Origin of the sequence: Nocardioides eburneiflavus (assembly GCF_004785795.1) — a bacterium.
Classification (GTDB): Bacteria; Actinomycetota; Actinomycetes; order Propionibacteriales; family Nocardioidaceae; genus Nocardioides; species Nocardioides eburneiflavus.
Genome location: NZ_SRRO01000001.1, coordinates 4483698 through 4510334, shown reverse-complemented (window position 1 = coordinate 4510334; position 26637 = coordinate 4483698). Strand labels below are relative to the sequence as shown.

The 26637-nt window shown below is 70.3% G+C and carries 25 protein-coding genes and 1 riboswitch; of the genes, 8 read left to right on the top strand and 17 right to left on the bottom strand.

Annotation, left to right across the window (positions count from 1 at the left end; genetic code table 11):
- Nucleotides 1-21: 21 nt before the first annotated feature.
- The 3 genes from EXE59_RS21195 to EXE59_RS21185 are packed head-to-tail and all read right to left on the bottom strand — an operon-like array spanning nt 22 to nt 3184.
- Nucleotides 22-1812, bottom strand: coding sequence for a DEDD exonuclease domain-containing protein (locus EXE59_RS21195; protein ID WP_135840673.1), 1791 nt, complete (start codon nt 1810-1812; stop codon nt 22-24).
- A gap of 11 nt (nt 1813-1823) precedes the next feature.
- Nucleotides 1824-2678, bottom strand: coding sequence for a hypothetical protein (locus EXE59_RS21190; RefSeq protein WP_135840672.1), 855 nt, complete (start codon nt 2676-2678; stop codon nt 1824-1826).
- On the bottom strand, nt 2675-3184 hold the full coding sequence (locus EXE59_RS21185; RefSeq protein ID WP_135840671.1) for a hypothetical protein: 510 nt from the start codon (nt 3182-3184) through the stop codon (nt 2675-2677). Before EXE59_RS21185 ends, EXE59_RS21190 begins: the two co-directional genes overlap by 4 nt.
- 91 nt (nt 3185-3275) lie before the next feature.
- Here EXE59_RS21185 and EXE59_RS21180 point away from each other — a divergent pair, with 91 nt between their 5' ends.
- Both EXE59_RS21180 and EXE59_RS25020 read left to right on the top strand, forming a co-directional pair.
- Entirely contained in the window at nt 3276-3536 is a 261-nt protein-coding gene (locus EXE59_RS21180) for a hypothetical protein (RefSeq protein ID WP_135840670.1), read from the top strand.
- Between the two features lie 10 nt (nt 3537-3546).
- The gene (locus EXE59_RS25020; protein ID WP_135840669.1) at nt 3547-5142 is read left to right on the top strand and encodes an NYN domain-containing protein; all 1596 of its coding nucleotides are present in this window, start codon (nt 3547-3549) and stop codon (nt 5140-5142) included.
- Here the strand turns inward: EXE59_RS25020 and EXE59_RS21170 are convergent.
- Entirely contained in the window at nt 5072-6412 is a 1341-nt protein-coding gene (locus EXE59_RS21170) for a hypothetical protein (RefSeq protein ID WP_135840668.1), read from the bottom strand. The two genes, EXE59_RS25020 and EXE59_RS21170, sit on opposite strands and share 71 nt — an antisense overlap.
- 283 nt (nt 6413-6695) lie before the next feature.
- A riboswitch (cyclic di-AMP (ydaO/yuaA leader) is annotated at nt 6696-6824 on the top strand.
- Between the two features lie 100 nt (nt 6825-6924).
- Between EXE59_RS21170 and EXE59_RS21165 the strand changes: the two genes are divergently transcribed.
- Nucleotides 6925-7845 (top strand): C40 family peptidase, encoded by a 921-nt coding sequence (locus tag EXE59_RS21165; RefSeq protein WP_246056970.1) that lies wholly within the window; start codon nt 6925-6927, stop codon nt 7843-7845.
- Nucleotides 7846-7903: 58 nt separating this feature from the next.
- Nucleotides 7904-9100 (top strand): M1 family metallopeptidase, encoded by a 1197-nt coding sequence (locus EXE59_RS21160; RefSeq protein ID WP_135840666.1) that lies wholly within the window; start codon nt 7904-7906, stop codon nt 9098-9100.
- 79 nt (nt 9101-9179) lie between these two features.
- Here the strand turns inward: EXE59_RS21160 and EXE59_RS21155 are convergent, their stop codons facing one another.
- From EXE59_RS21155 to EXE59_RS21110, 10 genes are all read right to left on the bottom strand, one after another.
- Nucleotides 9180-9338 (bottom strand): Flp family type IVb pilin, encoded by a 159-nt coding sequence (locus tag EXE59_RS21155; RefSeq protein ID WP_135840665.1) that lies wholly within the window; start codon nt 9336-9338, stop codon nt 9180-9182.
- 72 nt (nt 9339-9410) lie between these two features.
- Nucleotides 9411-9593 (bottom strand): Flp family type IVb pilin, encoded by a 183-nt coding sequence (locus EXE59_RS21150; protein ID WP_135840664.1) that lies wholly within the window; start codon nt 9591-9593, stop codon nt 9411-9413.
- Nucleotides 9594-9771: 178 nt separating this feature from the next.
- Nucleotides 9772-10419, bottom strand: coding sequence for a response regulator transcription factor (locus EXE59_RS21145; RefSeq protein WP_135840663.1), 648 nt, complete (start codon nt 10417-10419; stop codon nt 9772-9774).
- Nucleotides 10394-11845 carry a sensor histidine kinase gene (locus EXE59_RS21140; RefSeq protein ID WP_135840662.1) on the bottom strand — a complete coding sequence of 484 codons (1452 nt, stop codon included), beginning with the start codon at nt 11843-11845 and terminating at the stop codon, nt 10394-10396. Before EXE59_RS21140 ends, EXE59_RS21145 begins: the two co-directional genes overlap by 26 nt.
- Nucleotides 11846-11975: 130 nt before the next feature.
- Nucleotides 11976-12908: a type II secretion system F family protein gene (locus EXE59_RS21135; RefSeq protein ID WP_135840661.1), complete on the bottom strand. Its 933-nt coding sequence runs from the start codon at nt 12906-12908 to the stop codon at nt 11976-11978.
- A gap of 1 nt (nt 12909) precedes the next feature.
- Entirely contained in the window at nt 12910-14805 is a 1896-nt protein-coding gene (locus EXE59_RS21130) for a type II secretion system F family protein (protein ID WP_135840660.1), read from the bottom strand.
- Entirely contained in the window at nt 14802-16259 is a 1458-nt protein-coding gene (locus EXE59_RS21125; protein ID WP_135840659.1) for a TadA family conjugal transfer-associated ATPase, read from the bottom strand. Before EXE59_RS21125 ends, EXE59_RS21130 begins: the two co-directional genes overlap by 4 nt.
- Before the next feature lie 2 nt (nt 16260-16261).
- Complete coding sequence (locus EXE59_RS21120; RefSeq protein WP_135840658.1) at nt 16262-17500, bottom strand: CpaE/TadZ family protein; 1239 nt, start codon at nt 17498-17500, stop codon at nt 16262-16264.
- Entirely contained in the window at nt 17497-18276 is a 780-nt protein-coding gene (cpaB, locus tag EXE59_RS21115) for a Flp pilus assembly protein CpaB (RefSeq protein ID WP_168218628.1), read from the bottom strand. Before cpaB ends, EXE59_RS21120 begins: the two co-directional genes overlap by 4 nt.
- Before the next feature lie 264 nt (nt 18277-18540).
- Nucleotides 18541-20337: an AMP-dependent synthetase/ligase gene (locus tag EXE59_RS21110; RefSeq protein WP_135840656.1), complete on the bottom strand. Its 1797-nt coding sequence runs from the start codon at nt 20335-20337 to the stop codon at nt 18541-18543.
- 95 nt (nt 20338-20432) lie between these two features.
- On the opposite strand from EXE59_RS21110, the gene EXE59_RS21105 reads away from it, so the two are divergent.
- From EXE59_RS21105 to EXE59_RS21095, 3 genes are read left to right on the top strand one after another with little or no spacing between them, the layout of a single operon-like run.
- Nucleotides 20433-20870: an SRPBCC family protein gene (locus EXE59_RS21105; protein ID WP_135840655.1), complete on the top strand. Its 438-nt coding sequence runs from the start codon at nt 20433-20435 to the stop codon at nt 20868-20870.
- Between the two features lie 14 nt (nt 20871-20884).
- The gene (locus EXE59_RS21100) at nt 20885-22084 is read left to right on the top strand and encodes an ArsA family ATPase (RefSeq protein ID WP_135840654.1); all 1200 of its coding nucleotides are present in this window, start codon (nt 20885-20887) and stop codon (nt 22082-22084) included.
- On the top strand, nt 22081-22467 hold the full coding sequence (locus EXE59_RS21095) for a hypothetical protein (RefSeq protein ID WP_135840653.1): 387 nt from the start codon (nt 22081-22083) through the stop codon (nt 22465-22467). Before EXE59_RS21100 ends, EXE59_RS21095 begins: the two co-directional genes overlap by 4 nt.
- Before the next feature lie 6 nt (nt 22468-22473).
- Here EXE59_RS21095 and EXE59_RS21090 read toward each other — a convergent pair whose 3' ends face one another.
- Nucleotides 22474-23664 carry a pilus assembly protein TadG-related protein gene (locus tag EXE59_RS21090; RefSeq protein ID WP_168218627.1) on the bottom strand — a complete coding sequence of 397 codons (1191 nt, stop codon included), beginning with the start codon at nt 23662-23664 and terminating at the stop codon, nt 22474-22476.
- Complete coding sequence (locus tag EXE59_RS21085) at nt 23661-24098, bottom strand: TadE/TadG family type IV pilus assembly protein (protein WP_135840651.1); 438 nt, start codon at nt 24096-24098, stop codon at nt 23661-23663. The genes EXE59_RS21090 and EXE59_RS21085 overlap by 4 nt, the downstream gene beginning before the upstream one ends.
- A gap of 167 nt (nt 24099-24265) precedes the next feature.
- On the opposite strand from EXE59_RS21085, the gene EXE59_RS21080 reads away from it, so the two are divergent.
- The gene (locus EXE59_RS21080; protein WP_135840650.1) at nt 24266-25243 is read left to right on the top strand and encodes an ROK family protein; all 978 of its coding nucleotides are present in this window, start codon (nt 24266-24268) and stop codon (nt 25241-25243) included.
- Here the strand turns inward: EXE59_RS21080 and EXE59_RS21075 are convergent.
- Nucleotides 25236-26615, bottom strand: coding sequence for a hypothetical protein (locus tag EXE59_RS21075; protein WP_168218626.1), 1380 nt, complete (start codon nt 26613-26615; stop codon nt 25236-25238). The two genes, EXE59_RS21080 and EXE59_RS21075, sit on opposite strands and share 8 nt — an antisense overlap.
- Nucleotides 26616-26637 lie beyond the last annotated feature (22 nt).

Here is a 26637-nt window from a genome sequence, read left to right as displayed (position 1 = left end):
AGTGCCCTCCTCGACCAGCGGCTATCTCGTAGGGCGGTGCACCGGCGAGGGCAGCCGGTGCTCGTCGAAGGGCACGAGGGAGAGCCGCGACTGGTTCGCGGCGTCGTAGACCGCCAGGTGTCGGGCCGCGCCTCCCAGCGGACAGACCCACTCGCCGTCGACGTCGACGAGGCGTACGCCGGGTGACTCCAGCCAGCGCAGGATCTTCTCCGACTCCTCGGCCGTGGCGGCCGGGACCGGGCCGGGAGCGTCGCTGACCGTCTCTGCGCTCGCGGTCAGCTCGCGGACGTACTGGTGCGCGTCGGCGCCGGGCGGGATCACCCCGGCCGCAGCGAGACGACCGTGGCGGACGACGTGCACGGACCAGCGACCACTGTCCTCGCGTCGCGCTGCCACGATCTCCGGGCAGCGGGTGAGCGCCGAGAGGCGCTGGGTGCGGGCGGCGGCGCGGACGAACGTCGCCAGCCGGTCGCGGTGGACGCCCGCCTCCTCGAAGCGTTCGCGGTCGGCGAGGGCCGTCATCCGCTGGTTGATCGCCTCGACGACCTCGTGCGGGCTGCGGAGCAGGGTGTCCCGCAGCTGGCGGACGACGGCGCCGTAGGTCGACGCGTCGGTCGATCCGTCGCAGGGTGAGAGGCAACGTCCCATCTCGGCCAACGCGCAGGAGGAACCCGACGGCGCGAGCGGGAGGCGGCCGCTGCACTGACGGACGGGGAAGGTCTCGTGGAGGGCGGCGAGGCACTTCTCGGCCGTCTTCTTCGACGAGAAGGGGCCGAGGTAGTCGGCGTCGTCGTCGAGCACCTTGCGCACCAAGGACAGGCGGGGCCACGCCTCGCGGGTGAGCTTGAGGAAGTGGACCTTCTCGGGGAAGCGCGAGCGCCGGTTGTACTTCGGCTTGTGCTCGGCGATCAGGCGCAGCTCGCGCACCTCGGCCTCGAGCGGAGTGGCGCACTCGATGCCGGTCACGGAGGCGGCGAGGCCGACCATCTCGCCCATGCGCGTGCGGGTCTCGGAGGAGGTGAAGTAGGTCCGGACCCGGGTGCGGAGGTCGCGAGAGGTGCCGATGTAGAGGACACGCGACTGCTCGTCGCGGAAGAGGTAGACGCCGGGGGAGTGCGGGAGCCCTTCAGCCAGGTGGCGCTTGCGGCGCTGGGCGGTGCTCACCCGGGACGAGAAGGTCTGGAGCTCTTCGAGCGTGTGCACGCCGAGGCCGCCGAGGCGCTCCATCAGGCCGTGCAGGACGTCCACCGTGGCGCGGGCGTCGGACAGCGCACGGTGGTTGGGCGTGGTCGAGGCGTTGAACACCTTGGCCAGCGACGAGAGCTTGCAGTTGGGGGCGTCGTCGCGGGTGATCACGCGACGGGCCAGCTTGGCGGTGTCGAGCACCTCGAACTTCGGCCACGGACGACCCTGCTGCCGTGCGAAGTGCTGGAGGAAGCCGACGTCGAACGGGGCGTTGTGGGCGACGAGCACGCACCCGGCCGCGAAGTCGAGGAACGCCGGCAGCGCGGCCTCGATCGAGGGTGCGTCGTGGACCATCGAGTTGCTGATGCCGGTGAGCACGGCGATGAAGGCCGGGATCTCGGTGTGCGGGTTGACCAGGGTCTGGAACTCGCCGAGCACCTCACCGCCGCGCACCTTGACCGCGCCGATCTCGGTGATCATCGATCCGCCATCGGCGGACCCGCCCGTGGTCTCGAGGTCGACCACGCAGAAGGTGAGGTCGCGCAGCGGCCGCCCCAGCTCGTCGAAGCTGCGTTGCGCCTCCCAGCGGGACGTCCCACGGGGGGAGCGGAGGGCGGTGGTGCTCATGCCTCCCGACGTTATCCGCGAGCTCTGACAGCCGGGATCAAGGTGGCCAGGCGAGTCGCGCTGACGAACATCAGGACGGGAAGCACCCACAGCGTTCCTCGCTGCCATCTCGCCGCAGTCATGGCCAGCAGTGACAGGAGGGCAGCGAAGGGCATCACCGGCACGACCGCGTAGGTGACGACTGCGAAGAGGACGACCGACGGCAGGCGCACCCGGGCCAGCGGACTGGCGTCGGGCAGCAGGTGGGACAGTGCGATCACCGCCTCGAGCAAGAGCGTGAGGATCGACGTCGCCACGATCGCCGTGATGGTCATTGCCTGGGCGTCGAGAGTGACAGCGTCGACATTTCCAGCGAGCAGCTCTCGCAACTCGTTCCGGTCCTGCTCGATCTCCGCGTCGGAGAGGCCGACGACGAAGGCCAGGGGAGCGAATCGCCCGTCGATCAGCATGAACGACCACAAGCTGACGCCGGTGACGTACGTGCCGAAGTAGAGCTTCCACGCGACGGCAGCAGCGAAGGCAACACCGATCAGCATGCGCGCGTGCCAGGCCGCTCGGTCGACGAACTCGTCACCGTCTGCTGTCAGCGAGACCGCCAGTGCCACCAACCACACCGCGAAGAGGGGCACGTGGTCCTCCATGCGGTCGCTCGCGACCACGAGGCCCACGAACCAGCAGGCGGCGAGCAGCGCCACTGCTGATGGTCTGGCCGCATGGCCCGGACGCACCGTGGCCACGAGCAGGAACGCGGCACTCGGTATGGCGAGCGGCCACCAGTGGACCGACATCATCAGGGAGACTGCTCCGGTCAGGATCACGATGCCGACCCGCGGCTGCCGGAGGTGGTCCAGCATCTGGTCGATCATCGTTCGGGCTCCACTGTCGCGTCGGCCAGCACCCGCCGGACGACGGTGCGGTCGTTGACGCGCAGCCCCATCACCTGTACCTGCACCGTGAGCGTCGAGCCACCGCCGTCAGTGTCGACCGCTCCTGACTCGTCCCACTGCAGAGCAGCCAGTCGGCGTGCGAGCTCCTCGACAGCTTCTCGGGACGGACGGTCCGCGACCTGCTCTCGCAGCTTCTGCAGGCTGTCGGGAATCTCGAGCGAGAGTCTGTCGTCAGGGCATGTGGCAACGACCCGCCGGGTGGCTCCGATGTCGGGGGTCGCGAACATGGCGAACGCGCCACTTCTCTGCGGGTCGTCATGCTCGACGACGATCTGCCAGCCATGGAAGACCATCATGGAAACGAGGACCGCGAGGGGTAGGAACCTGGCGACCGGCCGAGCCCAGGCGCGCCCGGGTCCGCCGGCACCGTCGACGGATGGCGTTTCGTTCACGTCTGTGGCCGAGGTGAGCTCTTCATGGGTCAAGCATGCAGGGAGCCGACTCTCGCAGGCAGTCGATCCGCAGAAGTCCGGCCGACCGGTGTAGGAACCCGATCTCGCCAGTAGTGTCTCCGGGGTGACGACCCCGATCCCCGACTCCACCCAGCGCTACCGCTGCGCCGGTTGCGGCAACCTCACCCGCTTCGACGTGACGCGCACGCGACGCACGACCGAGTACTGGCACTTCGACCTCGCCGGCGACCACCAGGTCGAGGAGGAGACCGTGCGTTCGGAGGACGTCGAGTCCGTGTCCTGCCGCTGGTGCGGGCGCGCCGACGCCATCGAGATCGTCGACCGCGCCTCGGCCGACACCGCCGCCGACCCGGCCGCCGGGTGACCGGACGTCCGTGACCGAGCCCGCGCCCGTGCCGGAGCGGCTGCGCCTGCGGGTGGTCGCCCTGGTGTCGGCGGTCCTGCCGTCAGTCACGCCGGTGCCGCCGTCGCTGCGCAAGGTCGCCGGCTTCGCGCCCGCCCGCCGGGCCCGTCTCGGCGGCGGGGCGATCTGGGCCGCGCTCGCCGATGACGCCTTCCGGGAGCACGCGGCGGTCCAGGTCGCTGCCGTGCCGGGACAGCAGGACGACCCGGTCGACGCGGCGGCTCGAGCCTGGCTGGCTCGCGAGGACGGCTGGGAGGCGGTCGTCTCGCAGGTCGTGGACTCCCTGGGCGCCGAGGAGCAGCTCGACGAGCAGGCCAGCGCCGAGCACGCACGGCTCACCGCGCAGGTGGCTGCGCTCCAGGCCGAGCTCGTGGCTGCGCGCGCGCTCCACCGGCAGGAGCTCGAGACCGCGAAGGCCGACCACAAGGTGCTGCGGCAGCGGCTGGGGGAGGCCCGCGGCGTCCTGCGCGCCGCGGAGGAAGAACGCGACGCGGCGTACGTCGCCCGCGACTCAGCGGTGGCGGCTGCCGAGCGCGCGACCCGCGCCGCGGAGGCGGACGTACGCCGGCTCCGGTCGCAGCTCGAGGAGGCGGAGTCGGGCCTGGCGGCGAGTCGCCGGGACGTCCGCTCCGAGCGCGACGCTGCGAGCGTCCGCGCCCGTCTCCTGCTCGACGCGGTCGTCGACGCGGCGACCGGGCTGCGCCGCGAGCTGGCCCTGCCGCCGGTGAGCGGCACGCCCGGCGACGCCGTCGAGGCCGACCTGGCCGGTATCGACGCGGCGCCCACGTCCAGCGCTCCGGCCACCCCGCTCCTCCTCGAGCAGACGCTCGCGATGCCGCGATCGCGCCTGGTCGTCGACGGCTACAACGTGACCAAGCAGGCGTGGCCCACCGCCAGCCTCGAGGCCCAGCGGAGCCGGCTGGTCTCGGCGCTCGGCCCGTTGGTGGCTCGCTCCGGTGCGGAGACGACGGTCGTCTTCGACGCGGCCGAGTCCTCCGTGCGCACGGCGATGCCGGCACCGCGCGGCGTGCGGGTGGTGTTCAGTCCCGAGGGCGTGATCGCGGACGACGTGATCCGCCAGCTCGTCGCGGCGGAGCCGCGGGGAGGGTGGTCGTGGTGGTCAGCGACGACCGGGCCGTGGCGCGCGACGCGGCGCGGGCCGGGGCACGGTCGGTGCCGACCGCGGCGCTGCTCGGCGTCATCGGCGCGTAGCCCGACACGCCGGCGCGCGACACGCCGAGGGGGCGCTGTCGGTGGGCCCTGCCACCGTTCAGGACATGACGACACGGATCGACTGCGACACCTGCGTGGTGCGCGGGCTGCACTGCCACGACTGCGTGGTGACGGTGCTCCTCGGCCCACCGCCCGAGCTGACCATCGACGACGACGAGCTGGCCGCGCTGGACGCGCTGGCCACTGGTGGCCTCGTGCCGCCGCTGAGGATGGTGGAACCCGTGGCGGGGCCGGTGATCGAGTCGGCGTGAGTGCTGCCTTCTTCAGTAGGCGGGGAACCAGGCTGACTGGCAGCGTGGCGGATCCTGGCTGTCGACCGAGCGGAAGGTCATGAACTTCCTGACCAGCAACGGCAGACGCACAGCGTCGTCGCCGTCGAGCGTTCGCTCGCCACTCGCGTCCGCGACGACGACCGTCACGCCGGGCTGCCGGGCGAGGTAGTCCTGGAGGTTGCGCTCGGGGACGAGGTAACCACTCTGCGCATACACGTCGAGCTCATCGGCTTCTGACTCGACGACCCGCAGCAGGTCGTCCTGGACGTTCCTCAGGTGAAGCGTCCTCGGGACCACCAGGTGATTGGTCTCGCCGGAAACCGTGACGAGGTTCGCGTACATGTTGAAGCCGAGCGCGGTCTTGAGCTCGAGGTAGGGCGTCAGCCCGTTCGCGACGACCAGTAGGACGACGATCCATGCGCTTGCACTCGGAAGGCGCATGGGCACGGGGGCCGGACCGACTCCCTCGCGCGCCACCCGCCAGATGATCCATGCGCCCACCGGCACCCAGGCGCCGAAACCGATCAGCTTGATGGTCGCGATGGTGGTGGGTGCAGGCGGTAGGAGCGATGCCGCCACCAGGATCGTTGCAACCGTGGTGACGACGACCTGGACCCGCGGCGACTGCTGGATGGTGCTCTCCAGCCGCTCGAGCGTGGCCTCCGGGAGGAACAGGCACAGCAGCACCACCAGTGCGGCCGTGAAGTCGTAGAAGTGCTGGGCGAAGTCCAGCGAGATGACGGTGTGGAACACCAGCGCGAGGAGCACTCCGGCGCGCCGGGTGCGGCTGGAGGCGAGGAGGATCGGGACCGAGAGCTCGGTCAGGACCGGGACCGCGATCGCTGCCGTGCCGAGAACGCCGGACCTGTCGAAGGTCGGGAGGCCGAAGGAGGCCAGCGACTGGTGGGCATAGAAGATCCCGCACGAGACCTCAGGGTCGAGAAAACCCGAGTTCAGCTTCGCGAACGCCGCGAAGCAGTAGAACCCGAGCAGTATCCAGCGTCCGGTCACCGAGAGCCACGCCCAGGGGTCGCGGGTGGCGAGTGACAGCAGCGTGGCCGCGGCGACGAACCCGACCAGCAGCCAGTGGTTGCCCGTCACGGGCAGCTCGAGCCAGAGCGAGGCGAGTGCCAGCACCGCAGTCGTCGCCAGCGCCAGCCGGCTCGGACGCACGAGGAGCACGATGGCGGCGGCCCCGAGTGTCGCGGACACCGCAACCAGTGCTGGCGACCCGCCGAAGTGGTCGCTCCGCCATCCCGCCGGATTGCCCACCAGGTGCGCCACCGCGGCGAGGCCGAAGGTCCTGGCGAACCAACGCATCGAGGGGGCCATCTGGATCGTGCCCTCCGGGGTGGGTGGCTCGGGGCGAGTTCGTGGCCCGGCAACGGTCGGTAGTGGGGAACCGTATCGCTGCTGTCGCCGGCCCGCAGGCGTTTGTCGGCCATCCGTCGTCCCGGGCGACGGAGGAGCAGGACGTGTCCCGCTCCGCTCACGGCGGCGTGGCGAAGATTGGCGAGGCGGCGGTGGGCGGTCTAAGGTGTGGGCTGACGTCCGTGGCAGTGGGTCACCCGGCCCGCGCGGGCGTCGCGCCGAGTCGTGGACCACGTCCCCTGCACCACCCGTGGTCCGCGAGCCGGGGAACCACTCTTCCCCCTGGGGTGAATCCCCTGTGAGACGCACTGCGCGAGCGGTGCGTGGAGCAGGGGTAGGCCGGTCGTGCCGAACCCGTCAGCTCACCTGGTAGGCGTACGACACCCCGAGGAGTTCCCCCGCTCGTGGCTCACACCCGCAAGCGAGCTGGCGCGACCGTACTTGGTCTCTCCGCGATCGCTGCCATTGCCTTCGTGCCCGCGACCCCTGCGCAGGCCGACCCCGACATCAAGGACGTCAAGGCCCGTGTCGACCGCCTCTACCACGAGGCGGAGGCCGCCCAGGAGCGACTGCACGACGCCAAGCTCGACCTCGCCGACCTCCGTCGCGACCTCAGCGGCCTGAAGGCCGACCAGGCACGTCAGGACGAGCGCCTCGACGCCGTCCGCGAGCAGGTCTCCGACGCCGTCGTCCGCCAGCTCGAGGGCGAGGGCATCTCGACCGTCGGCCAGATCGTCGTCTCCGATGACCCGGGCTCGTTCCTGGACTCCCTGTCGACCATGTCGTCCTTCAACGACCTGCAGTCCTCCCTGCTCTCCGACTACGACACCGAGCTCGAGGCACTCGAGATCCGGCGCGAGGCCACCGACGACCGCACCCGGGAGATCGCCCAGCTCACCGAGCAGCTGAGCGCCGAGAAGGACACGGTCGACGACAAGCTCGCCGAGGCCAAGGACCTGCTCGCCGACCTCGAGGCCGAGGAGCGCGAGCGCCTGCTCGCCTCGCGCGGCAGCACGACGCGCCTGCCCAGCTCCGTGCCCGCCACCGGCCGGGCCGCTGCCGCGGTGCAGTACGCCATGGCCCAGGTCGGCGACGCCTACGTCTACGGCGCGATGGGCGAGAACGCCTTCGACTGCAGTGGACTCACCATGCGCGCCTGGGCCCAGGCCGGCGTGTCCCTGCCCCACTCCTCGAGCGCCCAGTTCGGCTCCGGTCCGCGCATCGCCGCGAGCGACCTGCAGCCGGGCGACCTGGTGTTCTACTACAGCCCGATCAGCCACGTCGGCATCTACATCGGCAACGGCATGATCGTCCACGCGGCCAACCCGGGCACCGGGGTCGCCGTGTCGGGCCTCTACTCGATGCCCTACGTCGGCGCGGTCCGCCCTGGCTGACCAGCAGACCTCGAAGGCCGGTCGTCCACTCCTGTGGGCGGCCGGCCTTTCGCTGTTCGTGGTCGTCGCGCTGGTCGTGGTCCTGACGCGCGACGGCTCGGAACCGGTCGAGCCGCCGCGCCCGGTCGAGGCGCCGCGGGCGAGCCCCGCCGAGGCAGCGGCGGCCCTGGCCTCGTTCGTCGCCGGGGTGGACGAACGCGACGGGGAGGCCCTCGCCGCCCTGGCGCCGGACGCACTGGCCGAGGTGCAGGAGCAGCTGTCCGGGATCGCCGCCAACGCGCAGTCGCTCGACCTGCGGGACGTCAGCGCCCGGTACGTCGACCAGGTCGGCACCGTGAGTGCCGACGGCGACTGGTCCGGCGTGGTCGAGATGACGTGGAGGTTCCGGGGCTTCGACGACGCCCCGGCGAGTGCGGACGTCGTCGTCCGGTTCGCCCACGGACAAGGCGACGAGCTGGCCATCTCCGGGTTCGGCGCGCCCTCCGCGGCGGAGGGCCGCGTGCCGCTCTGGCTGCGGGGAGAGCTGGCCGTCGCTCGTACGGAGGACCACCTCGTGCTCGTCGACGGCGAGCAGCGCGAGGCCGACGAGGTCGCGCAGCGGGTGGCCCGGGGGATCCCAGTCGTGCGGAAGGTCCTGCCGGAGTGGACCGGGCCGGTCGTCGTGGAGGTGCCCGCGAGCGCCGCCGACCTCGACGAGACCCTGGGCGTCGCACCGGGGACGTACGCCGGGATCGCTGCCGTCACGGCCGGCGTGGGCACTGACACGGGTGAAGACGCGCCGGTCCACGTGTTCGTGAACCCCGAGGTCACCGACGGCCTGCGCCGCGCCGGCGCCCAGGTCGTGACGAGCCACGAGCTGGTCCACGTCGCCACGGACGCGGTCCGCCGGCCGGTCGAGCCGTGGCTGCTCGAGGGCTTCGCCGACTACGTCGCGCTGCGTGACACGCGGCTGCCCGACCGGGTCACGCTGGGCCGGGCCATCGAGGCGGCGCGGCGCGACGGGGTGCCGGAGACGCTGCCCACGGCCGCGGACTTCGACACGCGGGCCCAGGACCTGCAGGCGCGGTACGAGGAGGCGTGGCTGGCGTGTCGGATCATCGCCGAGCGGCTGGGGGAGCGGGGCCTGGTGGAGGTGTACGAGGCCGTCACGCGAGGCGCGGTCCTCAACCGGGTGCTGGACCGGGCCGGACTGGCCCCGGACGACCTGACCGCCACGTGGCGAGCTGAGTTGCGCCGGATGGTGGCCCGGAGGTGAGGCACGACAAAGAAGGCGACCGGGGAATCCGGTCGCCTTCTGAGTGACAGCAAGGTTGTGGCGCAGCTCAGCGCGAGTGTCACCACGGCCAGCTGAGCGTGCCCTGGAAGATACCGAAGACAGCCTCGCCGAGCAGGGCTACCGAGCCCATGATGATGGCGGCGATCAGGGCGACCATCAAGCCGTACTCGACGGCGGTGGCGCCCTGCTCGTCCGTGACTTCTCTTTCGTGCTTCACGGCCTCACCTTTCTGCAAAACCGACTCAGGCCGGCGTTGCGGAGCAACGCCGGCCTGAGACAGGGTGTGGCGTCAGTTGACCTCGGCGAGGACGGTCTGGAACGCGCCCAGGATCGCCTGGCCGAGAAGCGCGACGGTGGCGACGATGATGGCGGCGATCAGCGCGACCATCAGGCCGTACTCGACGGCGGTGGCGCCCTTCTCCTCGCGGTCGGCGAGCATGAAGAGCTGGAAGGCAACGAACTTCTCGAGCATTGGATTTCCCCTTTGGTGTCTGTGATGTGGGTCCTGTGCGAGCCCACGAGGACCCGTCACGGAGAACTCTGCCGGTTGTCGCTGCCGCACGAATCGGGTGATCGGCCGCGCCTCAGTAGTCCCTTGTGACTATGGGCTACCCACCCGCACGGCCCCAGCATCACCCGATCCGGTCACGTCAGAAACGCTGAGGGGAAGCGTGGTCGAGCATGCCGAGTCGCATGGCGGTGACGAGCGCTTGCGCCCGGTTGGCTGCACCGAGCTTCTGGTAGATGTGGGTGATGTGGGTCTTGGCCGTCGACTCGCTCATGTAGAGGCGGCCAGCGATCTCGCCCGTGCCCAGTCCGTCTGCGAGGAGGGCCAGGACCTCCTCCTCACGTCCGGAGAGCTTGGGCGGTGCGGGGTTGGTCGCGCGGCGCATCATCGCCCCGCTGAGTCCCGCACAGAGGAACGTGCGGGGTGCAACAGCGGCGTGCTTGGCTGCACTGACGACCTCGGTCGCCTTGCTGTCCTTGCCCACGAAGGCCGAGGCGCCGGCCTCCATCGCTGCGAAGATCTGGTCGTCACCCGCGTGCATCGTCAGCACGACCAATCCAGTGGAGTCGGACAGCGTCCGCACTGCCCGGACGATCTCGAGGCCGTGCCCGTCGGGCAGCTGGAGGTCGGTGACCACGACGTCCGGGGTGAGCGCTTGCCACGCGGCAACGCCGTCAGCCACGGAACCAGCCTGACCCACCACGGTCATGTCGGCGTCTCGCTCGAACGCCCGGGCGAGTCCCTGGCGGATCAGCTCGTGGTCATCAACCAGTAGCACGGTGGTGCCCATGGGCGGTGCCTCCTTCTCGGGTGGTGGTCGCAGGGGACCGCAGGCTGACGACTGTGCCGCCATCTCGTCGTGGACCGATCTCGAGCCGGGCGCCGACGCCCTCGGCCCGTTCACGCATGGTCTGCAGTCCCCAGTGGTGCTCGCGAGGGCCGGCGTTGCCGACTCCGTCGTCCTCGACATCGAGCTGCAGCGATGTCCCGTCCGACTCGAAGGTGAGCCACAGGTTCTCGGCGTTTGCGTGCTTCCTGACGTTGCCGATCGCCTCCTGGGCGACCCGCAGCACCTCTGTCGCAGTGCGCGGTGAGAGGGGTGGACCGGACTCAGCCAGGCTCAGGTGCACCCGCAGGCCACTTGCGAGGCTGACCGCACGTGCGTAGTCGGCGAGGGAGCTCGAGACGCGACCGTCGATGACCTCGTGTCGGAGGTCGAAGATGGAGAACCTGATCTCGGACACCAGCCGGGTGATCTCGTCCCGGAGCGCGGACGCCAGCTCCCGTGTCTGGTCGTGGTCGCTGATCGACTCGATCTCGTCCACGATGTAACCCATCGCGACGATCTCCTGTGCGACACCGTCGTGCATCTCGCGCGCGATCCGGTTCCGCTCCTCGGACGTGGCCAGCGCCCGGACGTCGTCGAAGAGCACCGCGGTGTCGAGTCGTACGGCGAAGTCGTCCGCCACCTCGCGGGCCCGGGCGTCGAGCTCATCGGTCCATCGGGGCACGCCGACCACCACGCAGTAGCCGAGCACCTGCCGTGCACCGCGGAGCGGGATGACCGCCGCGCCGGGGGTTCGTTCGGAGTCGGGCAGCTCGATCTCCCGTGCCAGACGCTCGACGTCGGCACCGGGGTTCAGCGCGCGCAGCGTCGTGTCCGGCTCGACGACGAAGACGGTCGAGCGGGCGCCACCCGTCGCGCGTCGCATGGCGTCCTCGAGCTCGGTGGCGAGGGAGGCACTGTCCAGCCCCAGGGTCCCCGACGTCGCCAGCTGGTGGATGCGCGCCATCAGGTGGTGGGCGGCCGCGTACGGCGCTTGGCGCGCGGCGAGATCGCGGGTGGAACGAGACTGCCAGCTCGCCAGCAGCCCGACCCCCAAGCCGATCGCCAGCCACGGTGCGCACGCCGCGGCACCCTCCAGGGCGTCCCCGTCGGGCTCGAGCGCGAAGGTGGCGGCGGCGGTCAGGGCGGACAGCAGGGTGACGTTGAGGGTGGTGACCAGACCGTGCCGAATGCCGGCCACCACGGGCGGAACGGCGAGATAGGCCACGGGGCTCGCGGTCGAGGACGTGCCGACGATGACGATGGTGACGGCGACGGCCTCGGCCACGGAGTGCCAGTGGGTGAGCCTGTTCCGGCTCGACAGCTCCAGCAGGGAGGAGGCCGCTGCCGCGATCGCGAGCACCAGCAGGAGCGGAAAGACCTCTCCCACTGTTCCACCGCTGATGGCATTGCCCGTCGCCAGCGCCAGTGCGAAGACCCGTACGGCAGTCGTCGTGCGCCACGTCCGGAGCTGAGGGCCGCCCGGTGGTTCGGTCGATGGGAGCGTCTGCACCGGGGGCCTAGCTGCCGAAGGCTTCCATCATCCCGATGGCCGCAGGGCCCATGACGATGATGAACAGGCACGGCAGGATGAACAGGACGAGCGGCACCATGATCTTCACCGGCACCTGCTGGGCCTTCTCCTCGGCTCGCTGGCGGCGCTTGGTGCGCATCTCCTGGCTCTGGACGCGCAGCACCCGGCCGATGGGGATGCCGAGACTGTCCGCCTGCACCATCGACGTGCAGAAGGACCGAAGGTCGTCCAGGGAGGACCGTTCGGCCATGCTGCGCATGGCTTGGACTCGGCCGACGCCGATCTGCATCTCCTGGAGCAGACGGCCGAACTCCTGTGCGAGGGGGCCTTCGGTGTTGCGGGCGACGCGTCCGACGGCTGAGTCGAAGCCGAGTCCGGCCTCGACAGAGACAGTGAGCAGGTCGAGCGCGTCGGGGAGGGACCTGCGCATCAGCGCCTCGCGCTTCTGGCCGGCGTTGTAGAGCAGGATGTTGGGCAGGAGGTAGCCGAACGCGCCGAGCGCGACCGTTGCGAGGACCACGCGGACGATGGGCCAATCGGTCGCCGAGATGTAGAGGAAGCCGAGCACGCCGAAGACGCCCAGCCCGAGCACCTTCAGCCCGAGGATGCGGTTGACGTCCCATCCCGCGGGATTGCCGGCGATGTCGAGTCGGTGCTGGATCTTCTTCGCAGTGTCGGCGCCCGCCACCTTGCGACCTATGCCCACGAAGCGATCGCCGAGGGGCGCGAGCACCCGCTCGCTGAAGGGCCGCTCGAGCTCCTCCTTGATGACGTCGGGCGCTGCGTCGAGGGCGTTGATGGCTGCAACGGAGCGCGCGACACCGCGGCGCTCGGACGTCGCCACGCCGATCAGGGAGAGAGCGAGCGTTCCGGCGAGGAACAGCAACCCGGCGCCGAGCATCAGCATCGGAGACATCATCTCAGACCTCCACCTTGGCCAGCTTTGCCATGAAGAAGCTCCCTACGCTCAGCAGAACCGTTGCCGCTGCAAGCATGGCCCATCCGATCCCCGTCGTGTAGAGCGGCTCCACGTACTTGCGGTTGGCCATGAGCATGTAGCCGAACATGCCCACCGGAAGGGCGCCGAGGATCCAGGCCGACATGCGTCCCTCCGCACTGAGTGCCTTGACCTGGCGGCGCAGGTACTCGCGCTCACGCAGCGTGTCGGACACGGTGTGCAGGATCTCCGCGAGGTTGCCGCCGACCTCGCGCTGGATGCGGATGGCCATGACGACCCACGTGAAGTCCTGGCTCTCCATCCGTTGACCGATGCCCTCCATCGCGTCCGTGATGTCGATGCCCAGGCGCTGCTCGATGAGGGCGCGCTTGAACTCGCCGGCGATGGGCTCGTTCCCCTCGCGCACCACGGTGTCAACGGCCTGCGGCAGCGAGAGTCCCGCCTGGAGGCCGCCTGCCATGAGCCCCAGGGACTGGGCGAGGTTGGCGTTGAACTTGTTGAGCCGCCTCTTGTGGCGGAACCTCAGGTAGATCCACGGCAGGACGGCTCCGAGGACCAGCCCGAGCACGGCCAGTGCGCCGCCGCCCATCAGGAAGCCGACGACCGCACCTCCGACGGCGACTCCGGCGTGGAGCAGCAACCACTCGGCAGCGGTGAGCGCAGAGCCGGCGCCGGTCAGTCGCTGTGAGATGCGCGTCTCGAGGTCGGCGGTCACCACCTTGTCCGCGACCGCGACAGCGGACCCCTTGATGTCGGTCCTGGCAGCTGAGCCGCGGTGCCCTCCCGACTTGCCGTCCTCGCCGAAGTAGTTGTCGAGGCGCCGCTCGGTGCTGGACCGCCCGTCGGTCGCGCCGACCAGGACCGTGACCAGGATGCCGCCCAGGCCCAGCGCGAGGGCGAGGGCGCCCATGAGCATGACAGGCCGGCTGATGAGGGCCTCGCCGGACTCGACGACGTCGAGCTGCGTCCCGTTGTCGGGGAGCGTCATCAGCGCCGAGTCGTTGTAGGTCTCACCCTGCGAGGTCACCGAGACGTCGACCGTGGCGTCCGCGGTGACGTCCGCAGGCGGCTCGAACGTGATCAGCAGCTGCTGCGAGAGCGCGTCGGCCTGCTGGGAGAAGACCGTGGCGAGAGCTGCCGGGTCGGCTGGGATGACCGCGCCCTGGGTCGCGTCCGCGAGCCCCGCGAGCTCGGCAGCGCGGTCGGCTGAGGCGAGTGAGACGACGTCGATCACCACACCGGCGTCGGCGGCCTGGCGGGACAGGACCTCCAGCGTGGTCGTGCTGCCGGTGTCGGCACCGTCGGAGAGCACCAGGATGGACCGGGACCCGTCCGTGCCCAGCGCCGCCATTCCGGCGTCGATGCCGTCGTAGACGCTGGTTCCGCGCTTGAGGCTGATCCCGGCGAGGGCGTCCTCGACCGCTGCATGGTCGGTGGTCGGGTCGATGGTGGTGGACACCTTGCCGGCGAACGCCACCAGGCCGATGCGCACGTCCTCCGGAGCCGCTGAGAGGTACGCGTCTACCGCGGCTCGGGCGGCGTCGAACTTGCCGCCGCGCTGCATGCTGTTGCTCGCGTCGAGCACGAGCATCGTCGAGCGATCGATGTCGCCGGCTGCCACGGCCTTCACAGTCGAGGCCACGGCCCGTCCCTCCACGGCCACCTCGACTGCGTCTGCGTCGACGTCGGGTCCACCAGGGAGGCGGTCGACCGAGAGCAGGAGGTCGACGGTGCCCTCGGTGACTGCGACGTGGTCGATCGTGATCTCGTCGGCGGCGTGGGACGGCAGAGGCGTCGCCAGCAGCAGGGCGACGCCCGCCGCCGCGCCGGCGGCGATCCTGCCGACGAGCGTGCTCATCGTCGTCCGCCGCTGGCGAAGATCGCCGGGTCCATGTGGACTCCGTGGTCCTGGAGGCGCTCGATGAAGCGGGGACGCAGGCCGGTGGAGACCAGCCCGCCCTTGAACTTGCCCATCTCGTCCACACCGGCGGCATAGTCGAAGAGGAAGACGTCCTGGGTGGTGATGATGTCGCCCTCCATCCCGACGATCTCGGTGATGGCGGTGATCCGGCGGGTGCCGTCCTTGAGACGGGACTGCTGGATGATCAGGTCGACGGCACTGGCCACCTGCTCGCGGATGGCGCGCACCGGGAGGTCCATGCCCGCCATCAGCACCATGGTCTCGAGACGCGCCAGTGCGTCTCGAGGCGTGTTGGCGTGAAGGGTCGAGATGGAGCCGTCGTGGCCGGTGTTCATGGCCTGGAGCATGTCGAGCGCGGCGGCATCACGGATCTCACCGACGACGACGCGGTCAGGGCGCATGCGCAGCGAGTTCTTGACCAGGTCGCGGATCGTCACCGCGCCCTTGCCCTCGATGTTGGGCGGGCGCGACTCGAGCCGCAGCACGTGGTCCTGGACGAGACGGAGCTCGGCAGCGTCCTCGATCGTGACGATGCGCTCGTCCTCGGGGATGAACGACGAGAGGACGTTCAGGGTCGTCGTCTTGCCTGCGCCCGTTCCTCCGGAGACGAGGATGTTGAGCCGACCCTTGACACATCCGGCGAGGAGGTCGGCCGACTGGCGGGTCAACGTGCCGAACCCGATCAGGTCGTCCACGGTGTAGGGGTCCTCGGAGAACTTGCGGATGGTGAGCTTGGATCCGTCGAGCGCGAGCGGGGGGATGATGGCGTTCACACGGCTGCCGTCAGGCAGGCGGGCGTCCACCATCGGGCTGGTCTCGTCGACACGTCGGCCGATCTTGCTCACGATCTTGTCGATGGTGCGCCGCAGGTGGGCCTCGTCGGTGAACGAGGTCTCGACCTTGACCAGCTTGCCGCTCCGCTCGACGAAGATGTCCTGGAAGGAGTTGACCATCACCTCGGACAGGCTCGGGTCGCGCAGCAGGGGCTCGATCGGCCCGTAGCCGAGGATGTCGTCTGCGATCTCCTGCGCGATCCGGGTGCGATCGGCTGAGGTCATCGGCATGTCGGTGTCGGCGAGCGTCGTCTGCAGTGCGAGCCGCACCTGCTGCTCGAGCTCCGACTGCGTCATGTTGGCGTCGTAGAGCTTCGGGCCGATCGACTCCACCAACCGGGCATGGACCACGCGCTTCAGGTCGCGGAAGGGGTCAGTGCCCTCCGGCGACTTCTGCTTGCGACGGGCCGCGAGGCTCGACGCAGAGGTGACCGCCGAGCCGGGTGCTTCGCCGGCGGGCGCGGCGCCGTTGGGCCGCTCCTGCTCGGTGGCAGTCGCGTTGGCGGCCCCGTTGGCGCTGTGACGCGTGGCGGCGGCGAGTCGGTCGCTGAGTCCCATGGTCAGCCCTTCCTGAGACGGAGCCGGCCGGCCTTGCGCGCGCCGGACTCCGAGGTTGCTGCGGAGGTCGAGGAATCGGTGAGCGTGGCGGCGAAGCGCACCAGGCCCTTGCTGTTCTGGTGCCCCGAGTAGGCACGCACCAAGGGCTCGCCCCGGTTGACGGCGTTGAGGACCTCGTTGGCCGACACGAGGGTCAGTGCGGCCTTGAGGCCCAGGGTGGACTCGTACTCGTCGACCGAGAGGCCGACCCGGCCGTCGGCGCGGTTGAGCACGAACCGCCACGAGTCCTTGCCGAAGTTCAGCAGGTCCAGCGTGTTGGTCGCCAGCTTGAGCCCCTTGAGCGCTGGGATGTCGAGGGTGCCGACGAGGACGATCGTGTCGCTGCGGTCGAGCGCGGTCAGCGCCTGGTCGTCGAAGACCCCGGACGTGTCGACCACGACGGCGTCGAAGCGGTACTTCAGCGCGTCGAGCAGCTTGCCGATGTCCTCGGCGGTCGCCTGTTCGGGACTGTCGAGACGGATCGGAGCCGCCACGATCGAGAGGTTGTCGGAGTACCTGGTCAGCACGGAGTCGACGGCACCGTCGTCGACGACGCCCTGGAAGCCGGCCAAGTCGTTGATCGTCCGGGTGGGGTTCAGTTGCAGCATGATGGCGACGTCGCCGCTGTTGACGTCGAGGTCGACCAGGCACACCTTGCTGCCCGCATCGGCCATCGCCACCGCGAGGTTGGTGGCGACCAGGCTCTTGCCGACGCCCCCCTTGGTCGAGAACACGGTGTGCAGGCGACCGACCGGCGCCTCGGCAGCGGCCTGGGCGGCGGCTGCCTCGGCGGCGATCTCGGCCTTCACAGCGTTGGCCGCGGCCTGGGCTTCGCCCATCAGGGTCTGGCCGATCGCGCTGGCCACGCTCCGGGCCCGCTGGACGGCGGTGGTGACGCCGGCCAGGTCGCGGGCACCGACGACCTCGCGCATGCCGCTGCGCAGGGCCAGGGCCAAGGCGTCGCTGTCGACCGTGTTGCGCAGCAGGATCACGCCGAGGTCCGGTCGCTGGACGCGTGCCCACTGGGCGAACTCCGCGGCGAAGTCGCCGGCGACGGAGGGCCCGATCACCACGGCGAACTCGTTGGGCGTCGCTTCGAGGTGGTCGCGCAGCGCGTCCATGTCGCGGAACGAGACCGAGCCGTGGAGCATCGCCTGCAGGATGCTCGCCTGCGCGACGTCGGGTTCGAGGATGGCGGTCACGGCCGCGCCCTGAAGATCTCGGGCATCACGCCGCCGAGGCCGATCCCGGGCTCGTCCTGCGTGTCCGTCTCATCGGTGAGCAGGCCGAAGGTGAGCTCGGTGGTGCGGTCGGCGTGGATCAGCTTCTCGGCTTCGGCCTGCGTGACGGCGATGGTCAGGATGGTGCGCGCCACCTCCTCGGTCGCGGTGTCACCGTCCTCGCTCCTCGTCGTGCGGGACGTGACGCTCGTGGTGCCCACGCCCACGACGGGGACGCGGGGGAGGACGACGCGCGTCCAGTCGCCCAGCTTGGTCTCCTGACCTTCCGCGTCGATCCGTACCGGGCCGACGGCGGTGGCGAAGATGGCCACCTCGTTGCCGGGGTTGACGAAGCCCGCCACGCGCTCCCAGTCCGTGAGCTCGACCGAGATCGCCATCTTGTCATCCGGGATCACGAGCGAGTCGGTGTCGCCCAACGTGCCGAACTTCTTGGCGATGAGCTGCTCGCCGGGATAGATCGGCCCCGTCGCGACGAGATCGGAGATCGAGCCGGTCGAGGAGAGGGCTCCGTCGACGACGTCGGTGCGTCGCACCTCCTTCGTGTCGAACTTGCCCGCCTCCTGCGCGGCCGAGACGGACTCGCCGGCCTCCAGCGCCTCGGTGGCGACGAGGACCTCGACGAGCTCCTGGCCCTCGGTGGCGCGTTCGTCGATGCCCTGGACGTAGAGCACGATCAGGGCCGTGCCGATCAGTGCGATCAGCACCGCAACGATGAGAAGAACGGAGCGGCGAGCCATGGGGGATCCTTCGGTCGGGAACCTGAGTTCGTGGTCACTCGGCCGGATGAGACCCTCCCGATCGGCGGAGCGCACATCCGCTTCCCGATCGCGGGAGGGTCCCGATGTCCGTCCCAGCGACCCGAATCTAGGGGCGCGCAATCGGGTCCGCGGGCTAAACCTCGCAAACCACCCGAACATGGCCCCGGAGTAGTCCGTTGTGACTACTCGGCCCCTGGTCAGGTACTAGCCCGAGCCTCCTCCGGACGGCCCAGTCCAGACGGCTCAACCGAGGTAGAGCGCCTCGATCTCATCGCGCGACTCACGCATGACGACGCGACGCTTCAGCTTCAGGCTGGGGGTGAGCTGCCCGCCCTCCTCGGTCCACTCGCCGGGCAGGATCGTGAACTTGCGGATGGCCTCAGCCTTGGACACCGCCTTGTTGGCCTCGTCGACGGCCTCCTGGACCGCGGCGACGAGGTCTGGGTCGTCGACCAGGCGGGCAAGGTCGTCGTCCTTGCCGTGCTGCTCGGCCCAGGCGGGGAAGGTCTCGCGGTCGATCGTGACGAGGGCGCCGATGAACGGCTGCCCGTCGCCGACGACGAGGCACTGGTCGACCAGCGAGTGGGCGCGCAGCCGGTCCTCGAGCACCGCCGGGGCGACGTTCTTGCCGCCCGCGGTCACGATGATCTCCTTCTTGCGACCGGTGATCCGCACGAAGCCCTCGTCGTCGACCTCGCCGACGTCGCCGGTGTGGAACCAGCCGTTGCGGTCCAGCGCCTCCGCCGTGGCCGTCTCGTTGCCCCAGTAGCCGGCGAACACCTGGCCGCCGCGGAAGAGGAGCTCGCCGTCGTCGGCCACCCGTACGCTCGTGCCGGGGATCGGCCGGCCGACCGTCCCGATCTTCTGCGCGTCCGGCAGGTTCACGCAGAGCGCGGCGGTCGTCTCGGTGAGGCCGTAGCCCTCCAGCACCGTGAGGCCGATGCCGCGGTAGAAGTGACCGAGGCGGTCGCCCAGCGGCGCGCCGCCGGAGACGGCGTACGTGCAGCTGCCGCCGAGCGCCTGGCGGAGCTTGCCGTAGACGAGGCGGTCGAACAGCGCGTGCTGCGCGCGCAGGCGGACGGGGACGCGCTTGCCGTCCAGCGCGCGCGACCAGGCGATCGCCGTGTCGGCGGCGCGGTCGAAGATGCGACCGCGCCCGTCGGCGGTCGCGCGCTGCGAGGCGGTGTTGAAGACCTTCTCGAAGACCCGGGGGACGGCCAGGATGAACGACGGCTTGAACTCGCCGAGGTCGGCGACGAGGTTCTTGATGTCGGCGCTGTGGCCCAGACGGGTGCGGCTCCTGACGGCGCCGATCTGGATGATCCGGGCGAAGACGTGGGCGAGGGGCAGGAAGAGGAGCGTGGAGGAGTCGTCGGCGTCGAAGAGCTCGTGCAGCTCGTCGACCGCGACGCCCAGCTCGAACATGAAGTTGCCGTGGGTGATCATGCAGCCCTTGGGCTTGCCCGTGGTCCCGCTCGTGTAGATCAGGGTGGCCAGGTCGAGGGGGGTGGCGCCGGTGCGGCGCTCCTCGAGCACCTCGTCGGAGATGTCGGAGCCGAGACGGCCGAGGACGTCGACCGCGTTGTCCTGGATCGACCAGACGTGCTGGAGCTCGCCGAGGTCGCCGGCCCGGCGGGCCTCGCGGACCCGCGCGAGGTGGTCGGGCCCCTCGGCCACCACGGCACGGGCGCCGGAGTCCTGGAGGATCCAGCCGATCTGCTCGGCGGAGGACGTCTCGTAGATCGGCACGGTCACGGCGCCGGCGAACCAGATGGCGTAGTCGAGGACCGTCCACTCGTAGCGGGTCTTCGACAGCAGGGCGACGCGGTCGCCGGGCTCGACCCCCGCGGCGACCAGGCCCTTCGCGGCGGCGCAGACCTCCACATGGAACTGCGCGGCCGTCACGTCGACCCAACCGTCGGACGTGGCCCGGCTGAAGACCGCGGTGTCCGCGTGGTCGCGCGCGTTGGCGACGACGTCGTCGGTGAGGTTCCCGGTCGTCGGGATCGAGATGGAGAGTGGCGTGGAGAACTCCCGCACGATGGAACCTCCTGAGGGTCGACGTGTGCGGTCCGCAGGCTATCCCGCGGGGCCGGCGGCCCAGCACGCCCGGTGCCGTGGGCTAGGCTCCGGCCATGGCCGAACAGACCTCTTCGTCGATCACGATCGACGCTCCTCCGGCCGACGTGATGGCCGTCATCGCGGACTTCGAGTCCTACCCCGAGTGGGCCAAGGGCGTGCAGACCGCCGAGGTCACCGCGGCGGGGACCGGCGACCGCGCCGAGCAGGTCTACTTCGCCCTCGATGTCTCCCCGATCAAGGACGAGTACACCCTCGCCTATGACTGGGACGGCGACCGCGAGGTCACCTGGACCCTGGTCGAGGGCAACATGCTCAAGGCCCTCGACGGCGCCTACACCCTGGTCGACCGCGGTGACGGCAGCACCGAGGTGACCTACCGACTGGCCCTCGACGTCAGCATCCCGCTGATCGGCATGCTCAAGCGCAAGGGCGAGAAGATCCTCATCGACACCGCGCTGAAGGGCCTTAAGAAGCGCGTCGAGTCGCTCTGACGCCCGGGTCCGGGATGCGGATCCTCCTGTTCACCGGCAAGGGCGGTGTCGGCAAGTCCACGCTGGCCGCCGCGACGGGCTGCGCGAGCGCGGCCGCCGGCCACCGGACCCTGGTGCTGTCCACCGATGCCGCCCACTCGCTGGCCGACGCGCTCGAGGTGGCCGCCACCACCGAGCCCAGTGAGGTCGCACCCAACCTCTGGGTGCAGCACGTCGATGCCCAGCACCGCTTCGAGCGCTCCTGGGCCGACATCCAGGGCTACCTGATGAGCGTCCTCGACGTCGCCGGGGTCGACCCGGTCGCCGCCGAGGAGCTCACCGTCATCCCCGGGGCCGAGGAGGTGCTGGCCCTCCTCGATGTGCGGGCACAGGCGAGGTCGGGGGAGTGGGACGTCCTCGTGGTCGACTGCGCGCCGACGGCCGAGACGCTGCGGCTGCTCGCGCTGCCCGAGGCCCTCGGGTGGTACATGACCCGCGTCCTGCCCGTCGAGCGTCGTGTCGTCAAGGCCCTCAAGCCGGTCCTCACCCGTGCGGCAGGGGTGCCGATGCCCGAGGACTCCGTCTTCGACGCGATCGAGCGGCTCCACACCGAGCTTGACGACGTACGTGCCGTGCTCACCGGGCCGGACACCTCCGTCCGCCTCGTCCTCACCCCCGAGTCGGTGGTGCTCGCCGAGGCGCGGCGTGCCTACACGTTCCTGAGCCTCTTCGGCTACCACGTCGACGCGGCCGTCGTGAACCGGGTCTTCCCCGACGGCGGCGCCGACGAGTGGCGCACGACGTGGGTCGCGGCCCAGCGCACGGTGCTCGAGGAAGCGGCCGACTCGTTCGCCGGGCTGGACCTCCGGACGTCGGTCTACCGCGCCGCCGAGCCGGTCGGGCGCGACGCGCTGCTGGACCTGGCGGCGGACCTCTACGACGGCTCCGACCCGCTCGCGAAGGGGTCCGGCACCGCGGGCATGTCCGTGCGTAGGACCGGGAGCAGCAGGATGCTGACGGTGCCCCTCCCGCTCGCCGAACAGGACGACGTACGTCTCGCGCGCAAGGGCGACGAGCTCGTGGTGTCCGTCGCGTCGTATCGTCGCCTCCTGACGCTGCCGTCCGGGCTGGCGCGCCACCGCGTGGTGGGCGCCAGGGTGCGGGACGGAGAGCTGCAGGTCCGGTTCGCCGAGCCGGACAACTCCACGACTGATACGCCGGAGGAAGCCCTGTGACCGACGCGGGTGACGCACACGAGGTCGGGTCGCTGGGCGAGGAGACCGCCAAGCTGCTCGGCGCCCTCTCCGGCTGGGCCCGTGAGCACGCCGGCGACGCCAGCGAGGGGCTGTCCGGGCTCGCCGCCCAGGCCGCAGCGTCGGCGCACGACCTCAACGAGCACCTCGCGACCGGGGCGGCCGAGTGCACGGTGTGCCCGGTCTGCCGGACCGTGCACGCCGTACGTCAGCTGAGCCCGGAGGTCACCGCGCACCTGACCTCGGCGATGGCCTCGCTGGCCCAGGCCGCGGCGGCAGTCATGGCGACGACGCACTCGGGCACGGCCCGGGCCGGCGACGTCGAGCACATCGACGTCGCCGACGACTGGCCGTCGGACGACTGAGGGCTCCTAGCCGCCGCCGGTGAGCCGCGTACGGCGGAGGCCGCCGTCGCACTCCGCACCGAGCGCGCACTCCGACTCGGCATTGGATCCGCTCGTGCGGGTCGAGATGTACTTCAGGATGAGGTAGTTGTTGCCGCTGCTGTCGTCGGGGTCCGACTCGGCCAGGAAGGGGTTGCCGGCGCACTTGCCCGTCGTGGAGTGCTTCCTCTCCTTCTTGCTGAAGTGGTAGCCGCACACGATCGCCGAGACCAGCTTGTAGACCGGGAACACGGTTCCCGTTCCTGAGCCCGACGTGGTGTCCTCGCTGCACTGCGGCGACACGCAGAACACCGGGAAGATGCTTTCCTTCTGCGTGTCGACCAGGTGCTCCCAGGCGTCCGCGATGTGGCCAGCGTCGAGGTTGCCCGGATCGCCGCTCATGCACGTCTCGGAGCCGATGGGTGCCGACGGGCACGCGTCCTCGAGCACGACCGTCAGCTGGCCGGGCGTGTCCACGTCCGACTGGCCGGGGATGACGGTGACGCGGTCTTCGCAGCCCTCGCGGATCTGGTCCTCCAGGGCGCCGGTGGAGCCAGTGCGCTCCTCGGGACAGTCCAGGGTCCACCAGTTGCCGGCGCTCTTGGGCTTGGGGCACTGGGGGGGAGACTTGGTGCCGTGGCCGGGGTAGAAGATCTGGACGAACTCGCCCGGCTCGGTGTCGCCGACCGCGGCTGAGCACAGCGCGAGGGGCCGCACGTTCTCGCCGGCGCCGGGCGCCACGTCGACCGTCGCCTCTGCGTCGCGCGAGGTCGTGATCTCGTCGTCGCCGTCGAAGACGGGGGCGAACACCGCATCGGTCGTGCCCTCGTTGGCGAACTCCACGAGCAGCACCTTGAGCTCGGGGTCGCACTTGACGTCGAAGTGTGTCTCGCTCCAGCTCTCGTCGGGGTAGTTCTCCTGAGCCCGCAACACTGCGGCGTCGTGTGCGGCTGTCCGCGCTGCAGTGCTGCCGGCAACGGACTCGCACGAGCCCGGGAACTGCGTGAGGGCCTGCGCTCCGGCCAGCGCACCAGCATCGGCAGCGCGCTGCAGGTTCCGGTTGGACACGAAGGCCGAGCCTGCATCGATCGTGAAGGCCGAGAGGCCGACGAGGAACAAGGCGAGGATGCCGACGAGAACGGCCGTGGCGCCGTTGTCGTCCCGCTCACGTGTGGTCATGAGTACTCGCATTGGAATGCCGCCTCGCTCTCGAGGTCGAAGGAGCCGGGCAGGACCGCGTCCGGGAAGACCCACGGGATCAGGACGTTGGTCGTCACCTCGCCGCGCACGATCAGGAGCTCGCCGAAGTCGCTGCCTTCGCAGGTCGCGCCGGCGCCGCCGGGGAACGTGATGTTCAGGGCCCCCGCCTGGTTGCGTGCCAGCGCGCCGTTGAACTCGGTGTCGGCGCGGGTCACGACGTCCACGCCCGAGTCGACGACGGCCGCTCGGGCGGCGGCACGGGTGGCGTTGTCGAGGCTCAGCTGCTGGGCGAAGATCACCCCGAAGTTCACGATGCCGCAGATGATGAACATGAGCGGGATCACGATGAAGGCGAACTCGACCGCGGCAGCACCCCGCTCGGTGCGACCGTTCGTACGTGTGCGCCAGCGCATGAGATCCCCTTTCCCCGAGATGTTCGCCTGTCACCGTAGGAGTCGGTGACCTCGGCTGTCGCTTCTTTGACGGCACTTTCGACCCTCCATGACGAAAGATGGCTCGTTGTGACTAGACCATTGGTCCGATCGGCCCATGTCTGCGTGCGTGCGCGAGGATTGCGCCCATGAGCGGGGGTACGAGCAGCGAGGCGGCGGGGAGCGTGGTCGTCGGCGTCGACATCGGCGGCACCAAGGTGCTGGCCGGGGTCGTCGATCCTGACGGACAGGTGGGGCGTACGGCCCGCCGGACCACTCCTGGCCGCAGGGTGGTGACCAGCCGCGTCGAGGACGCCTTGGTGGCTGCTGTGCGCGAGGCAGCGGACGGCCGGCCGCTCGCGGGCGTCGGGGTCGCAGCGGCGGGGTTCGTCGACTCGGCCGGCGAGCGGGTCATGTTCGCCCCGCACCTGCCATGGCAGGGACAACCTCTGCGTGACCTCCTCGCTGGCCGACTCGGCTGCCCGGTCGCGCTAGACAACGACGCCAACTGCTCGGCGCGCGCGGAGGGCCACCACGGTGCCGCGCGGGGGGCGGCCTCGGCGTTGATGATCACGATGGGCACCGGCATCGGCGGCGCCGTGCTGCTCGACGGTGTGGTGGTCCGCGGTGCCAACGGGATGGCAGGGGAGTTCGGGCACATGCAGGTCGTGCCGGACGGCCAGGCGTGCGAGTGCGGTCGCCGGGGCTGTTGGGAGCAGTACGCGTCAGGCAACGCCCTGGTCCGCGAGGCGCGCGCCCTCATGGCCGACTTGCCGTCGGTGCTCGTAGAGATGAGCGACGGTGCGCCCGAGCAGGTCACCGGGCCGATGGTCACCTCGGCCGCCGAGCAGGGCGACCTCGTGGCGCGACAGGCGTTCGCCACCGTGGGCGGTTGGCTCGGGGTCGGCACCGCCAACCTCGTCGCGGCGTTCGACCCGGCGGTCGTGGTCGTCGGGGGCGGCGTCTCGGCCGCGGGGGATCGGCTGCTCGACCCGGCCCGGGCCGCGCTGGAGCGGACCCTCGTCGGGGCCGAGCACCGGGTGGTGCCACCGCTGGTCGCCGCCGAGCTGGGACCGCAGGCCGGCATGGTGGGCGCCGCGCTCGTCGCCCGTTCGCTGGTCAGCTGATCGAGCAGAACGGCGTGTCCCCGCGAGGAACCGGCCGGAAGTGCAAGAGCTTGTACTCCCAGTAGGACAGGGGTTCGAGGCGGGTCTGACCAGCTTCAGGGCCGAACTCCACCTCGCTGCCGCCCACAGTGCCGATGACAGTGAGCGAGGGGTCGTCCTCGGCCATCCGACGCAGTGCGATCAGGGGTATGGCCAGGTCGTACGTGGTGGATTCGTCGAGGACCGGATCGTTCGACTCCACGATCGTGACCATGTCGTCCTGCCACGACGTCAGGTGGGTGGTGGGGAGGAACAGGTGGTTGCCGTGGGTGCCTTCGGTCTGCAGCCCCGAGAACATGGTGAAGACACCCGTGGTCCGCAGGCCCAGGTAGGGGCTGAGCGCCCAGACCAGTGCCAGGAGGAGGACGGGGACGTGGAACCACGGGACCCGTCCGATCGCCTGACGCTCACCGCCAGCGGGCCACGTCCACAGGGTCGCCAGGAGCAGGGCCAACAGGTAGATCTCAGCGGCGACGAACACCAGCGCAGCGGCGACCACAGGACTCGCATAGCCAGCGAATCCGAAGGTTGCGAAGGCCAGCGCCGCGGTGACGGGCGGCTTGCGGCGGGCGTCGCGGACGATCGCCGACTTCGCAGCCACCCGGCCGATCGTGTCGAGGATCCTGTCCACCTCGGCGGCAGACAGGAAGAGGACGAAGATCGCGAAGAGCGCGCTGGTGAAGTCGACCACTGAGAAGGCGGGACTGGCGCTGAGGACGAAGTGGAACAGCATCGCCACGCGGACCCAGTGACGCCGACTGTACGGAATCAGCAGAAGGAGGGGGACCGAGGTCTCGAGGGCGAGGCTCGCGAGCGGGAACACCAGCGTGTCCTGCAGAGCTCCCGCCAACCCGAAGCTCGCGCGTCCGGCGATGGCGTTGGCGCAGCTCGTCACCGGGTCCAGGAAGTGGGTGTTGTACTTGCTCAGCGCAGCGAACGCGTACGTGAGCAGCACGATCGTCCGCGCAGCAGGGAACGCTCTTTCGATGACCGGAAGTGCCGTCGAACGTCCGGCTGCCATATTGAGCAGGATGGCGATGTTCACGAACAGGATGAGTGCCCAGTGGTCGGGGCTTCCGGGCATCTCTGCCACGTAGTCAGCGACTTGGGCCAGGAGCATCGCGGCGAAGATGCGTCCCCCCGGTCGCAGCACGACCAGACAGGCGAGCCCGACCGTCGCGATGCTCCAGACGGAGCCCAGCGCGGATCCGTTCGCGGCGACGAGGTGGATGATGTGGGCGACCGCCCACATCCTCACGAAGAGCGCGGTCGCTCGGCGTGGAGAGTCCCTGTCCACGGCGGCTGTGGTCGCCTGGTCGACTTCGCTCGTCATAACCGTCCCGGTCCTCCAACGG

Coding starts and splice junctions, on each gene's coding strand:
- EXE59_RS21195 (WP_135840673.1), bottom strand. CDS start 1,812: ATGAGCACCACCGCCCTCCGCTCCCCCCGTGGGACGTCCCGCTGGGAG.
- EXE59_RS21190 (WP_135840672.1), bottom strand. CDS start 2,678: ATGATCGACCAGATGCTGGACCACCTCCGGCAGCCGCGGGTCGGCATC.
- EXE59_RS21170 (WP_135840668.1), bottom strand. CDS start 6,412: ATGGCCCCCTCGATGCGTTGGTTCGCCAGGACCTTCGGCCTCGCCGCG.
- EXE59_RS21150 (WP_135840664.1), bottom strand. CDS start 9,593: ATGCTCGAGAAGTTCGTTGCCTTCCAGCTCTTCATGCTCGCCGACCGC.
- EXE59_RS21145 (WP_135840663.1), bottom strand. CDS start 10,419: ATGGGCACCACCGTGCTACTGGTTGATGACCACGAGCTGATCCGCCAG.
- EXE59_RS21135 (WP_135840661.1), bottom strand. CDS start 12,908: ATGATGTCTCCGATGCTGATGCTCGGCGCCGGGTTGCTGTTCCTCGCC.
- EXE59_RS21130 (WP_135840660.1), bottom strand. CDS start 14,805: ATGAGCACGCTCGTCGGCAGGATCGCCGCCGGCGCGGCGGCGGGCGTC.
- EXE59_RS21125 (WP_135840659.1), bottom strand. CDS start 16,259: ATGGGACTCAGCGACCGACTCGCCGCCGCCACGCGTCACAGCGCCAAC.
- cpaB (WP_168218628.1), bottom strand. CDS start 18,276: ATGGCTCGCCGCTCCGTTCTTCTCATCGTTGCGGTGCTGATCGCACTG.
- EXE59_RS21105 (WP_135840655.1), top strand. CDS start 20,433: ATGGCCGAACAGACCTCTTCGTCGATCACGATCGACGCTCCTCCGGCC.
- EXE59_RS21100 (WP_135840654.1), top strand. CDS start 20,885: ATGCGGATCCTCCTGTTCACCGGCAAGGGCGGTGTCGGCAAGTCCACG.
- EXE59_RS21090 (WP_168218627.1), bottom strand. CDS start 23,664: ATGACCACACGTGAGCGGGACGACAACGGCGCCACGGCCGTTCTCGTC.
- EXE59_RS21085 (WP_135840651.1), bottom strand. CDS start 24,098: ATGCGCTGGCGCACACGTACGAACGGTCGCACCGAGCGGGGTGCTGCC.
- EXE59_RS21080 (WP_135840650.1), top strand. CDS start 24,266: ATGAGCGGGGGTACGAGCAGCGAGGCGGCGGGGAGCGTGGTCGTCGGC.
- EXE59_RS21075 (WP_168218626.1), bottom strand. CDS start 26,615: ATGACGAGCGAAGTCGACCAGGCGACCACAGCCGCCGTGGACAGGGAC.